Raw genomic sequence first — 14,123 nt, 5'->3', positions numbered from 1 at the left:
GTTCAGCCCTTTCCTTTCTTCCGTTTTTTCGCAAGATAACTGAATGGGAGCATAATAAATGGAAGCATAAGAGAAAAGAAATATCCGGCATAGACCACCCACTTATTAAAGGTTTCTACTTTAGTGATGTCAAATCCCATAAACAAAGTAATGACAAAAATGACGATACTGATCGATACAATATGCCGGACATTTCCTTTCTTCATGAACGTATGCTTCAGCCCAAGGCTGCCCATATAAATGTAGGTGGCAAAGGACGTAGCTACGCTGATAATCCAAATCGATATGAAGAACAGATCGATCCTTGCTATGATTGGCAGTTCAAAAGATTTCAACATGTATAAGAGCGGTTCCGGAATGGTCGTCAATTCCATTGAGCTGAAGAAAGTAAAGCTTGCGAAAACGGTAAACAGGTAAAACCCGGTGACAAACCAGTGCGCCTTCACCATCGTCTTCAGTCGCTGCTTCGGTGTTCCTTCCACCTTCGGAAATATAACAAGGGAAACGATAAATCCAAAAAAGGAAAGGACGGCTTTATCCACCCCTTTGAGAACCCTTCCGACACCTTCCTCAAAAACGGGGAGAATATACATGAGGTTCATTTCTTTCATGGAATAAATAACAAGCGCAATCAAAATGATAAGCAGGAAAGACAGCATCGTATAAAGTCTGGCTACCACAAGAAGGCCGCCCGCGACCAAATAGCCGCAAATAAGAATCATTAACAACGACAGCACCCATAACGGGGTGTTGGGCAGGACCCAAACACTGATCATCCGCCCGTACAAGAGAATGATCAACGTGCCGACAGCAAGGAAATAGAGTACATAGAGAAAGCTGAGCCCTTTACCGATCCATTTGGAGAAGATAAGTTCGTTAATTTGAAACAAGTTGTCCTCCGGATGGTTTCTTGCTGTCAGCCAGATGACAAATACCACGATTTGTATAAGAATCGCGGCAATAATCAAGGAAATCCATCCGTCCTGTTTGGATGCATTATGAAGCTCATGGGGAATAGACAGCACCCCGACCCCGATTTGGGTTTGAATGATCATGAAAAAGAACTGCCGCTGAGACAGTTTCTGCTCCGGCTTAGGATTCGCCTGACTCTGAGGTATCGTTTGCTCTTGCTTGTTCTTCTTTTTCGTGCTCAATTTGCTTCCACTCCCTAGACGATTTAAAGGCGACAGGATCAATCGAGTGAGCGTCTTTCGGTCTTCGTTTCATCATCGGCAAAGGTACGCGTACGAACGTATCTTTGAGGTCTACGATACTTAAAGGAGCCAGCGGCGCAAAATAAGGTACGCCGAAGGAGTGAAGTCTCGTCAGATGGACGAGGATGAACAGCATTCCGAAGACGATGCCGATAAATCCGAGTGTTCCTGCAAGCAGGATCAACGGGAACGTCAACAGGCGCAGCGTCGTACTGAGTTCATTTGACGGGACGACGAAGGATGCGATGGCCGTCAACGCAACGACGATGACCATCAGATTGGAAACAAGGCCGGCCCGGACGACCGCGTCTCCAATGACGAGACCGCCGACGATGCCGATCGTCTGTCCGATCGGCTGCGGCAGCCTGATCCCCGCTTCCCTTATCAGCTCGATGATGATGACCATCACCAATGCTTCCATAATCGGCGGATAGGCTATTTCATTGATCGATGACTTGACGGGGATGATGAGCTCATCCGGAATCACTTCAAAATGAAAACTGACGACAGCGATATAAAAAGCAGGCAGCGTCACAGCTATGACAAAACTGAATAAACGGATCAAGCGAATAAAGGTGCCCGTAAACCAGCGCATGTTGTAGTCATCCGGCGATTGATAAAACATGAAGAAGGTAGAAGGTGCAATCAAGGCCGTAGGACTTCCCTCAGCCATGATGACGACCCTCCCTTCCATCAAATTGGCCACTACCCGATCAGGACGTTCGGTATTAAGCATTTGCGGGAATGGAGAAACGGTCTGGTCTTCAATGAATTCCTCTACATATCCCGGACTGTGCACCATATCTGTGTGGATCGTCTTCATCCGTTTCTCAATCTCTTCAACAAGAGTTGGATCTGTAATTCCATCCATATATAAAAGACCGACATTGGTGTTGGTTTTCTTTCCGAGCTTGTAGTATTTAACCGTTAAATCCCTATGCTCGATCCTCTTCCTGACAAGGTTGATATTGATCATCATGTTCTCGACGAAGCCATCGTGCGATCCGCGTACTACTTTCTCATTGGCCGGCTCTTCCGGACTTCTATTGAAGGATGAGGTTACGTTAAACATCGAAATGCGGCGGCTGCCATCTTCCAAATAAATGGCATGCCCCCGAAGCAGCGTAACGATCGCTTCTTCAAGGTTATTGGTATGTTTACAATCCGGAATTTCCCCTATGCTGTCGACATTACCAAGTTGAACCGGCTCAAAGATCTTCTCATGAATCTTTTCCTGCTCACTCATGGATTCGAAGTACATTAAAGCCGCATTTCCCTTATGCATCACCCGTATTTTCAGGTCATTCGTTTCGTGGAAGGCATTCAAAATGTACTCCACATTTTCAGCGAGCTTCATTGTACTGAGCTGGACCGGCTCCTCGGCTTGATCAGCAATTTTCCTATCTGCAATTTTCGTATGATCTCCGAAAAATAATCGTTTTAAAAATCCCATATGCATCACCTACACTTAGATTGCCACCGCCATGGTAAAACTATACTGTCCTACGGGAAAATAGCAGGTATAAAAAAAAGCAACCACAGAAGTGGTTGCTTTAGAATCAATGACCCGGGAAGAAGGCCAGTTGAAGGATGAAAATAATGGCGAACATATAAAGAATCCAGTGTACTTCTTTTCCTTTTCCGACTACAAGCTTCAGGATCGGATACGTGATGAAACCGAAGGAAATTCCTGTCGCAATGCTGGATGTAAGAGGCATGGACAATATAATGATGAAAGCCGGGAAAGCATCATCGAATGAACCCCAATTGACCTTGGCAAGTCCTTCCATCATGAAGCACCCGACGATGATCAAGACCGGCGCCGTAATTGCCGGAAGCCCTGATACAGCTCCGACGATTGGAGAGAAGAACATCGACAATAGGAACAGAGCAGCCACGACAAGCGTCGTCAGCCCTGTACGACCACCTGCTGCGACTCCAGAAGAAGACTCTACATAAGCAGAAGACGGACTCGTCCCGAACATGGCACCCACCGTAGTGGCAGAAGCATCTGCCATCAATGCGGCACGGGCACGCGGCAGGCTTCCGTCCGGTTTAATGAACCCTGCCTGCTCGGCCACTCCGACCATCGTACCTGTCGTATCGAAGATTGTAACGAGCAGAAAAGCGAATACGACGGTGTATAAACCGTTGCTGAATACGGCCGCAATATCCATATCCCAAAAAACCGGAGCAGGCGGCGTATCCACAAATCCGTTGATTTCAAGCTGACCAGTGAAAAAGCCGACAAGACCTGTCAGGAACATTCCGATGAACAGACCTCCTGTCACATTTCGTGCGATGAGGATCAACGTGACAATCAGTCCGAAGACGGTAAGCAGCTGTCCCGGCGCCGTCAGGTCACCAAGAGTCACTAACGTGGATTCGCTCGGCTCGATGATCCCACTCATGCGCAGCCCGAGAAACGCGATAAATAAGCCGATTCCTGATGTAATTCCATACTTCAAAGAAGGAGGAATAGCCTTAATCAACGTCTTGCGCAGACTCGTCATACTCAAGATAACGAAAAGAATACCGGAAACGAATACCGCACCGAACATAACGGAGTAGCTGACATCCTGCTGCACCACTTCCGTCACGAAGTATGCGTTCAATCCCATTCCGGGAGCTATGGCGATTGGATAATTGGCAGCAAAGGACATGATCAGCGTTCCGATCACAGCGGCAAGAATCGTAGCCATGAACACTTGCTGGAACGGCACATCCGCACCCGACAGGATGACGGGGTTGACTACTATAATATAGGCCATCGTCAAGAACGTCGTAATTCCCGCAAGAATTTCCGTTTTGACGTTGGTCTGGTTTTGATCTAATTTAAAAAAACGTTTCATAGTCATGAACACCTGACTTTCTTTTATGATGACAACGTTCCCTATCATATACTTTTCACGAACAAAAATCAATATTAAAATTGTTAATGTTCGTGTTTAGCTTACAAGCAGTAAAAAAACCGGCAGAGCCTTCCTCCTTCTACCGGTTTTCGTTATGATATCCAGGTTTGTACCATGTCAGGATCTCTTCTGCCGTGTCCTTATCCAAATGGAAGCAACGCGCTACTGCCGGCCCTTGTCCAGAAGGGAGTGTACACCTTACACTGCCGAGATCTGCATTCTTTTGAAAAACGGTTTGTGTTATACGGGCAGACTGTATCCGGTGTTTCTTCATCAGAAACGTATGCCTGCTCCATGACCGGCTGCGCAGAGTCAGCTGCTGATTATCGATCCGCCACCCGGCATCACGGAAAGCCAGGTCGCCCAGTACGAGAAACAGAAGAAAGGAAATCATAGATAACAGACCGTATGGAAAGAAGAAAATACTCACAGCAGCGGAGCCGATTAGCGGGAATAAGGTATAAGTAATCAGGTACCTTCTTCTCCCCCGTTTCGGCGCTTTATTGTACACATCGTTCCATTGATACTCCGGCAGCACACTTTTCAATACCGCGGGCAGGTCTTTCTTCTTAATCAAAGGAAACAGATTCCACTTATGTTCTGATCCTTTATCAACGGTCCCGCCTGCACTAATCAGTGTCACACTGACATAGCCGATGGGCTGTCTGAGCATATTCTCGTCCACCCGGATTCCCTGTATTCGATTGATTGGAACAGTAATCTGTTTCTTCTCGAGAAGCCCTCTCGTTATGATGACATCCTCCCCCTCCAAAGAAACGGAAAAGCCGGCATAACGGATGAATGCAAGGAGAATGGAAAAGCCATATGCAAACACGAAGACACCGAAAACAAGAAGGGCTGCAAGAAAGAATCCGAAGCGGATCCACTGGATGAGCTGATCATACATCCAGCCCATAGGAAGTATGTCTGTCGCTTGGGACAAAAATACGGCAACGCCGGAAAGTACCACACCCGCTCCCCCGGAGGTTACAGCCATCAGCATAATGTCCTTCGTGTCCATTCGGAACAGATAGTTCCTCTTCTCCTCGTGACCTTGGATTAGAAGCGACTCCGATTCTTCCTTATGCGCTTGTACCAATAACGCTTCCAGTTCAAGCGCTTCGGACAATCGAATGGCAGTTAATTCCGCTTCCGCATTCCCAACGCTGGAAGCCGCTGTCTCTATGGACAGCTTTACTAAGCCGAAAGGTCGATGAACGATTCCCTCGGAATGATCGAGACTTTGAATCCGCTCCAAAGGTATGTACCGTTTCTTCCGGAAAATTAACCCGTATTCGATTCTAAGCTCCCCTTCTTCCACTCGATACGTGAAGCGCCACCACCTTATAAGTCCGGAAACAAACACGAGCCCAAAAATGCCGCCCCCGATAAGCAGAGGCATCCATCCCATATTACCCTTAACAATATTTCCGCCATTCAAGAAAAGAATAACGATTAAAGGAAAAAACGCATTTTTCAACAGGCCCCCGACATGAAGGAGAGCGGATAAAGGATGAAGGCGTCTCTTTTTAAACATCATCTTCCGCCACCCTTGCCAGCGCAGAAATGGACAACCTCAGCCTTTCCGCTTCCTTTTGATCAAGCGCCGGAATTTTATGAACGGTGGCGGCTGTCGAAATCCGAATGGTGGAAACCCCGAACTTCCTCAATAACGGCCCCTGTTCTGTATCGACATGCTGCACACGTACCATAGGTATAAGCGTTCGAGTCACAATAAAAATACCATGTTGGATATCAATATCCTTTTCGCTGACATGGTATTTCCAGCGCCGCCAACGCCAAACAGGAATCAGCCAGATCATAAGCACTACGTGCAGGAGCAATGTTCCTGCACCCGTGAAGACGAGCCAGACCGGCCATTGCCAAAGATAAACAGCAGTCGAAAGTGCAATGCAGATCAGGAAAAGAAGAAAAGCCTGAATTCCTCCATGAATTCTCCAGATAAACAAAGCTTTTTCAGATATGACCCGCCGCAGTTGCTGCTCCATCTCTCCACCTCCTCAAACGGTTTAAAAAAACCGGACATTTCGTCCGGTTTTTTCCCCTTTACTTTCCTTTAGATAATTCTTTAGACTTCTCTGTACATGCGTACATCCCTTGGATGATCGCATTTCGAAGACCCGCTTCTTCTAATTTCGTTACTCCGGCTATGGTCGTCCCCCCGGGGGTACAGACAGCATCCTTCAGTTCACCAGGATGTTTACCAGTTTCCCGTACCATCCGGGCGGAGCCTTCCACCGTCTGGGTAACCATCTTATACGCTTTATCCCTTGGAAATCCTTGAGCGACAGCTGCATCAGCCATGGCTTCAATAAGCATATAAATAAAGGCCGGTGCCGACCCGCTTACGGACGGGACAGCGTCCATCAGTTTCTCGGGAACGATTTCGGCTTCTCCAAAGCTCTCAAACACTTCCATTACGTCCGCCAACTCTTCTTTTGAAACGAGTTCATTCGGACATAAGGCACTCATCCCGGCACCTACCAAGGAAGGCGTATTAGGCATCGAGCGTATCACTTTGACATCACGGCCGAACGCATCCCTCATCGCCTGCAGAGTGATACCGGCGGCAATGGTAACGACCACTGTATCCGCCGGTACATCGTCTTTTATTTCTTTTATCACATCTTCATACACATATGGCTTGATAGCAAGAAACAGCAGGTCACATTCTCTGGCCAGTTGTTTATTGTCATGATTGATCTGAATCCCGTACTCATCGGTTACGAAGTCAATCGTTTCATCCGACAGGGCCGTTGCGGCTATCTCCTCCGCCTGGACGAGACCCGCATCAATCATGCCCTGAATCATCGCACGCCCCATTTGTCCGCAACCAATGAACCCAATCCGCTTATTCACCGTACATTCCCCCTTCATCTTTCCTTATTGTATAGGAAGAAGGTCGACTGTACAATTCCTTTCGGGTTGTTGTAAGTTTCTAGTAAAAATTACATATTTTCTAGAAGAGAGGTTTACAAACTGTTCTGGATTACCTATAATAGAAACTGTATTCTTCATATCATAGTGAAACGCCCAAAATATCATAGCTGCTACGAAAAAAGCTGAGCTGCCCTAAGCTCAGCTTTTCGTGTAGACAAACGAAACCGGACGGCCTTGGGAGCCATCCGGTTGAAAAGATTCATTTAACGACTTCTCCCTGCTCATTAAAAAAGTGCTTCATGGCATGGAACACATCCGCTTTCCTCCGAAGAATATAGTGCCTGAACTTCGGATGATCAATCGTTTTGTACGCCTGCATGAGACTCGAAGAGCGGTTATACTGATTTACTTCTCCATAACCGAACATCTGGGAAACTTCAATCAACTGATCGATTAACCCGAGGCAGCGTTTGTTGTCTGATGTTAAATTATCGCCGTCCGAGAAGTGGAACGGATAGATATTATAGCGGTCCGGTGAATATTTCGTCTCTATCAATTCCAACGCTTTGCGGTAGGCCGAAGAACAAATCGTTCCACCACTTTCGCCTTTCGAGAAGAAATCTTCCTCACTGACTACTTTCGCCTGTGTATGGTGCGCAACAAACTCTACTTCGACTGTCTCATAATTCTTCCCTAGAAAACGATTCATCCAGAAGAAGAAGCTGCGCGCCATATATTTTTCCCACTGTCCCATCGAGCCGCTCGTATCCATCATGGCAAGAACGACAGCTTTTGATTCCGGCTTTGTTTTTTCATTCCACGTTTTAAAACGGATATCTTCCGGATAAATCGGCGCAAAAGCCGCATCCCCACTCAATGCATTCCGCTTATACGCCTCCAACATTGTACGCTTCTTGTCAATGTTTCCAGTCAATCCGGTCTTCCGAATATCGCTGAACTCAATATCGGTCTGAATAATATTGTCTTTTTCTTTTTCATCAAGGTTGGGAAGCGTCAGCTCCTTGAACAAGGCCTCCTCCAACTCTGCAAGGGAAATTTCCGCTTCATAGTAGTCTTCTCCTGCCTGATCACCTGCTCCATCTCCGTCTCCAGGCTTTCCTTTTGACTGAGGAGCCTGGGCCACTACATCTCCGACCTGGCTGTCCCCGTCTCCTTGTCCTGCATGCTTATTCTTCTCGTAGTTGTATCGAATCTTATATTCATCAAGGGAACGTATAGGAATCTTTACGACTCGTTTTCCATTCGACATCACAATATTCTCTTCTGTAATAAGATCAGGAAGCTGCTTGTTCATGGCGTCTTTTACTTTTTCCTGATGTCGCCGTTGATCGTCGTAGCCTTTCCGATGGAGGGACCAGTCGTCTTCGGCGATTACGAAACTTTTCTCTTCATCCATATTTTTTCCCTCCTAATCGAGTATTACTTTATCGTATGCAGGTCCACGTCAATGGATGAAACTTATTAAGAGAGGAATGGATAATTTCATATAAAAACCTGCCCTATCCCACCGAAACGTTATCCTCGAACAAACAGAAAAGCACAGTCCTATTAATAGGACTGTGCTTTTCATCAGCTTTGTTGAACAGGATATAGTTTTTTAGAAATTAATGTCTGAATGATCAGGAACAGTCCTCCGACTGCCAATAAAGAGGCAGCGCGGATGGGGCATTAAAGGAAATGATCAGAATCATGATCGGAGACAGAAGACCAATCACTTTCATCTGCTTTTGCTGCTGTTCCGGTATTCCAATCAAGGTAACACGGTATTGAATGAAATACAACAATCCAGCTATTAACGCCATCGCAATATCTGATTGACCGAGATCGAACCAGAGGAATGAATGGGTTGCAATCTCTTCAGAGCTTCGAATAGCATAGTACACACCCATAAATATAGGCATTTGAATGAGAATCGGCAGACAGCCCATGTTCATCGGATTGATGTCGTGTTTACGATACAGTTCCATCATTTCCGCCTGAGCCTTTTGCTTTTCTTCTGGTGTCTTTGCCTTCTTCATCTTATCCTGAACAAGGGTCATCTCCGGTTTGACGGTATTCATCTTCACACGCATCTGCTGACTGTTCTTGTAAGTTCTCAGCATGATCGGCATCAGAATGAAGCGGACACCGAGCGTAATGATAATGATAGCCAGTCCATAGTTATCATGGAACAATCCTGCAAGGAATTGAATCGCCTGAATGAACGGCTCTACGAAATAGGTGTGGAAGAAGCCTCCCCCTTGTTGATCAGATGGCGAACACCCGGCAAGCAGCAATGTCAATAAACCGAAAATGGATAATAAACGTTTCAATTATAATTCCTCCTCATTATTCGTGTATATCTGTTAACGAATAATGAGGGAATAGTCGCTTTCGTCCGAAGCCTCCTGCCTCCAAACCGTACGGCGGAGCCAATGGATTAACGGTTGTACGAACACTGCCCCCGTACTTTCACCGATCTGCCCCGTATCAGCTGTCATTAATTCAATGGATCGATCCTCTATCCACGATGAAGAGTCATTAATGAAGTGGGACCACAGCGATTGAAGCGCCATACCGGTAAGGGCGGTTACGTATATAGACAGGAACAGCAAATCATAAGATCCGTCCAGCCATTCCATTATTGGGAACATAAGCATCTCTTTTCTATGCGGTAGTAATAATGATACGAATCAAGCAGAAGAAACGTTTCATCATTTTTCTCCTTCTATATTAACACAGATACCAGGAAAGACTAAACCGCCTTCTCTTCTGGTAAAGAAAAAGGCTGTGCCTCCCCCCTGTCCCAGGGAAGATGCACAGCCTTTATTTCCGTGAATAACTCAGCCTTCCAATAGAAGATCAAACGGATCTTCAATCATTTCTTTGATACGCTTCAGGAATTGAACAGCATCTTTACCATCTACGATTCTATGATCATAGGAAAGGGCAATATACATCATTGGACGCACCTGAATCGAATCATCAGGCATAACTTTTGCACGCTTCTCAATGTTATGAAGACCGAGGATCCCGACCTGTGGAGCATTCAGAATCGGTGTAGAAAGCATGGAACCGAAGATACCTCCATTAGTGATCGTGAACGACCCGCCCTGCAGGTCTTCCAAACCAAGTTCTTTGTTTCGTGCTTTTGTCGCCAAATCAGCAATACCTTTCTCAATACCTGCAAAATCAAGACGATCGGCGTCACGGACGACCGGTACGACCAAACCTTCTTCTGTAGATACGGCCATTCCAATGTCATAGAATTTCTTCTTAATGATTTCATTGCCTTGAATCTCTGCATTGATAAGCGGGAACTCTTTCAAAGCACCGACAGCCGCTTTGGTGAAGAAGGACATGAACCCAAGCTTAATATCATGTTTCTTCTGGAAGGATTCCTTCCGTTCACTACGAAGCTTCATGACATTCGTCATGTCCACCTCGTTGAACGTTGTAAGCATAGCGGATGTCTGCTGTGCTTCGACGAGACGCTTGGCAATTGTCTGACGGCGTCGGGACATCTTGATGCGTTCCACCGGCTTATCGAAATCACTGGAATCTGAGCTGTTCTGTTTCTCTTTCTCTTTGGAAGAGGAGGAAGCTTTCGGCTGTTCCTGCTTGTTTCCGCTGCCTTTTGCTGCTGCGTCGACATCTTCCGGACGGATGCGGCCAAGTGGATCGCGTGCGGATACTTCGCTAAGGTCGATTCCGAGCTCACGGGCGCGTTTGCGGGCAGCAGGTGTCGCAATGACGTCTTTGGATCCATTGCTTTCTTCCGGCTGCTTCTCTTCCGTTTTCTGTGCAGGCTCTTCTTTTTCCTGTTTTTCGTTAGATGGTGCCGGTTCTTCCTTGGCGGAACCTTCTACTTCCGAACTGCCGCCACCTGCTTCACCGTTCTCATCCACTTTGGCGATGACGTCTCCGACTTCGACGTCATCCCCTTCCCCGGCAAGCAGCTCGGCAATGATGCCGCTTGCGTCCGCATTTACTTCTACGTTTACTTTATCCGTTTCCAATTCAAGAATCGGGTCGCCTTTTTCCACCTGATCCCCTTTTTTCACTAACCACTCTGCGATCGTACCTTCTGTTATGGATTCAGCTAATTCAGGAACTTTTATTTCCTTCATTTCGTATTTCCTCCTTTAGAAATCTGTAGCGCTTCGTGAATAATGCGATTTTGCTCTGTTTTATGGATGTTCGGTTCTCCGACAGAAGGAGATGCGCGATGAGGTCGTCCAACATAACGGTGGATCTGCCCCTCTTTCAACAGCTTATAAAGGATTCCTTCTACGAAATACCAGCTACCCATGTTCTGCGGTTCTTCTTGGACCCATACGAGTTCTTCTAAATTCGGATACGTTTCCAGCATCTCTGCCAGGTGTTTTTCAGGGAATGGATAAATCTGTTCAATTCTTACAGCATCGATCGTTTCAAAACTCTCGTCACTGTTCTCCACTTTATCCTCAATATCAACCATGATCTTTCCGCTTCCAAGGAGAAGCGTTTTCACTTTCTTCTTATCCTTGTTCTCTGAAAGCAGCGGCTGTTTCATAATTGATTGGAAATGACCGTCAACGAACTGCTGACTCCCTACGGCTACACGCTGGTTACGGAGCAGACTCTTCGGTGTCATCAAGACAAGCGGACGCGCTTCTTCTTCATTGCTGATCGCCGCCTGCCTGCGCAGCAAGTGGAAATACTGAGCGGATGAGGTAACATTAGCGACCGTCCAGTTGTTCTCAGCAGCCAGCTGCAAGAAACGCTCTAAACGTGCGCTTGAGTGTTCCGGCCCCTGTCCTTCATATCCGTGCGGCAGAAGAAAGACCATACTGGACTTCTCGCCCCATTTGGCACGGCCGGCGGAAATGAACTGGTCAAAGATGACCTGTCCGGCGTTGGCGAAATCACCGAACTGCGCCTCCCAAAGGACGAGCGCTTCCGGAGCCTGTACACTGTAGCCGTACTCAAAACCGATCACTCCGGCTTCCGACAGCGGACTGTTATGAATATCAAAGGAGGCTTTTGCCTGTTCCAGTCCGTGCAGCGGGCAATAGGTCTCTCCTGTTTCCACGTCGTGCAGGACGAGATGACGGTGGGCAAATGTCCCCCGCTCGGTATCCTGTCCGGTAATACGGATCGGCGTGCCGTCTTCGAGAATCGAAGCAAAAGCAAGCGCTTCCGCTGTAGCCCAGTCCACTTTCTGACCATCATCCAGCATTTTGGCACGGCGCTGCAAAATCTTTTCAAGTTTTTTGAACCCGTTGAAGCCTTCCGGGCGTTTCAACAATCCCTCATTAAGGCTTGTAAGGCGATCGCGGCCGATAGCCGTTTGGATCTCATCAAGATCACGCTCCACCCCGCTTGGACGATCTTTAACATCCGGCGAAGTTGTTTCGTGTTCTCCCATATTGTTGTAAATATCACGGAGTTTCTGTTCAAATTCTTCCTTCATCCCGGCAAGCGTTCCTTCTTCCACGATTGCCTCACCCTGAAGCTGCTTTTCAAAGATTTCCGCGACCGTTGCATGATCGTCAATCTCTTTATAGAGCTTCGGCTGTGTTGATCTCGGCTCGTCCATTTCGTTATGTCCAAAGCGACGATAGCCGACCAGGTCAATCAGGAAGTCTTTATGAAACTTCTTGCGGTATTCATAGGCGAACGTCATCGCAGACAAGCAGGCGATCGGATCATCCGCATTGACATGGACGACAGGTATCTCAAAACCTTTCGCCAAGTCACTGGCATACCTTGTAGAGCGACCGTCTTTTCTGTTCGTCGTAAACCCGATCAAGTTGTTTGCAATAATGTGAACGGTTCCTCCGGTACGATAACCCGGAAGGTCACTCATGTTCAATGTTTCAGCGACAACACCTTCTCCAATGAAGGCAGCGTCTCCATGAATAAGCAGACCGACAGCTTCATCCTGGTCCATCTCCGGATAGCCAGGTTCCGAGCGATCATCCTGAGCTGCTCTTGTGAATCCTTCTACCACCGGATTAACATATTCCAAGTGGGAAGGGTTGTGGCTCAACGTTACACGTGTCGCCGATTGTTCCCCGTTCTCGATTTCTCTTCTCGCACCAAAGTGGTACTTCACATCTCCTGTCCAGCCGTAGTTGATTCCCATGGAACCTTCCGAAGGCATCAATTCTTTATCCGGAGAGTGATGAAACTCGGAAAAGATCTTGTCGTACGGCTTACCGAGAATGTGCGCAAGGACGTTCAAACGTCCACGGTGGGCCATACCCATCATGATATTTTTAATACGATCAAGGGAGGCAGACTGGATAATATGGTCAAGCATCGGAACCATAACGTCCAAACCTTCAATGGAGAATCGCTTCTGCGCCACAAAGGTTTTCGCAAGGAAGTTTTCAAAACCCTCCACCTCTGCAAGCCGGTGAAGCAGCTGTTTCTTCTCTTCCTTACTCAAAGATGCCTGATAGGAACCGGTATCCACTTTATCAAGAAGCCATTTTCTTTCGTCTTCATTGTTCACATGGCCGAATTCAAACGAAATAGTACCTGCATACCTTTCTTTCAAGGTACGGACGACCTGAAGGGCGTTATCCAGCTTGATAGGCGAATCAGGCCATACCCATTCTGCAGGCATCTCCTTGAGATCCTGCTCTTTCAGGCCATATGTTTCTAGTTCAAGTAAATTTGTTGATGGTCGTTCATCGCTTCCCACGGCATATATGTTAGCGTGAAGATGACCATGACGACGAATAGCCTCAACAAGTTTCAACGCTGAGGAGATCTTTGCAACGTCCAGCCCTGAAGGCGCCGCCTTTCCGTTCGTCTCTACTGCAGACGCCGGTGCGCTTTCCATCCAGTCCGGTGCCCCGTGCTCTTCGAAGATCTCCCGCAAGGAAGGATCGACAGCACTAGGATCGTTCTCATATTGTTCGAATTGTTCTTCAATATACCCCATGTTGGGGCCATGGAAAATTTCCCAAAAGCTTTGATTGGAGCCTTGTTTAGACACGTAAAATACCCCCAAGTAATTGTTGGCTATCGTTTCCTCGAAAACGTTTCCAAGTCCAAGTACTATTATAGAATTGAAACGCTTACTTATTCAACAAATTTCACT

At 47.0% G+C, this 14,123-nt stretch carries 10 protein-coding genes and 1 pseudogene; all 11 read right to left on the bottom strand.

The window, feature by feature from the left end; genetic code table 11:
- Positions 1 to 2: 2 nt before the first annotated feature.
- The 11 genes and pseudogenes from D479_RS05615 to D479_RS05565 all read right to left on the bottom strand — a co-directional run bounded on the left by D479_RS05615 (position 3) and on the right by D479_RS05565 (position 14,018).
- Positions 3 to 1,154, bottom strand: a complete 1,152-nt coding sequence (locus D479_RS05615; RefSeq protein ID WP_008634589.1) for an endospore germination permease — start codon at positions 1,152 to 1,154, stop codon at positions 3 to 5.
- Positions 1,093 to 2,667, bottom strand: a complete 1,575-nt coding sequence (locus tag D479_RS05610; protein WP_008634588.1) for a spore germination protein — start codon at positions 2,665 to 2,667, stop codon at positions 1,093 to 1,095. The genes D479_RS05615 and D479_RS05610 overlap by 62 nt, the downstream gene beginning before the upstream one ends.
- A gap of 106 nt (positions 2,668 to 2,773) precedes the next feature.
- The gene (locus D479_RS05605) at positions 2,774 to 4,066 is read right to left on the bottom strand and encodes an NCS2 family permease (RefSeq protein WP_008634587.1); all 1,293 of its coding nucleotides are present in this window, start codon (positions 4,064 to 4,066) and stop codon (positions 2,774 to 2,776) included.
- 139 nt (positions 4,067 to 4,205) lie between these two features.
- A complete protein-coding gene (locus tag D479_RS05600) occupies positions 4,206 to 5,666 on the bottom strand; it encodes a PH domain-containing protein (protein ID WP_039870895.1) in 1,461 nt (486 codons plus the stop codon).
- Complete coding sequence (locus tag D479_RS05595) at positions 5,656 to 6,135, bottom strand: PH domain-containing protein (RefSeq protein WP_008634584.1); 480 nt, start codon at positions 6,133 to 6,135, stop codon at positions 5,656 to 5,658. The genes D479_RS05600 and D479_RS05595 overlap by 11 nt, the downstream gene beginning before the upstream one ends.
- A 58-nt stretch (positions 6,136 to 6,193) precedes the next feature.
- Positions 6,194 to 7,006 (bottom strand): pyrroline-5-carboxylate reductase, encoded by an 813-nt coding sequence (gene proC, locus D479_RS05590; RefSeq protein WP_008634582.1) that lies wholly within the window; start codon positions 7,004 to 7,006, stop codon positions 6,194 to 6,196.
- Between the two features lie 280 nt (positions 7,007 to 7,286).
- On the bottom strand, positions 7,287 to 8,444 hold the full coding sequence (gene yhbH, locus D479_RS05585; protein WP_008634580.1) for a sporulation protein YhbH: 1,158 nt from the start codon (positions 8,442 to 8,444) through the stop codon (positions 7,287 to 7,289).
- Positions 8,445 to 8,617: 173 nt separating this feature from the next.
- A pseudogene (yidC, locus tag D479_RS05580) lies at positions 8,618 to 9,342 on the bottom strand (membrane protein insertase YidC).
- Between the two features lie 51 nt (positions 9,343 to 9,393).
- Entirely contained in the window at positions 9,394 to 9,681 is a 288-nt protein-coding gene (locus tag D479_RS05575; protein ID WP_008634576.1) for a hypothetical protein, read from the bottom strand.
- Positions 9,682 to 9,870: 189 nt separating this feature from the next.
- Complete coding sequence (gene odhB, locus D479_RS05570; RefSeq protein WP_008634575.1) at positions 9,871 to 11,157, bottom strand: 2-oxoglutarate dehydrogenase complex dihydrolipoyllysine-residue succinyltransferase; 1,287 nt, start codon at positions 11,155 to 11,157, stop codon at positions 9,871 to 9,873.
- The gene (locus D479_RS05565) at positions 11,154 to 14,018 is read right to left on the bottom strand and encodes a 2-oxoglutarate dehydrogenase E1 component (protein WP_008634574.1); all 2,865 of its coding nucleotides are present in this window, start codon (positions 14,016 to 14,018) and stop codon (positions 11,154 to 11,156) included. Before D479_RS05565 ends, odhB begins: the two co-directional genes overlap by 4 nt.
- Positions 14,019 to 14,123 lie beyond the last annotated feature (105 nt).

The sequence above is a fragment of the Halobacillus sp. BAB-2008 genome (assembly GCF_000328325.1).
GTDB lineage: Bacteria > Bacillota > Bacilli > Bacillales > Halobacillaceae > Halobacillus.
Note: the sequence above shows the minus strand (reverse complement) of the source record. Positions and strands in the feature narration are given on the sequence as shown.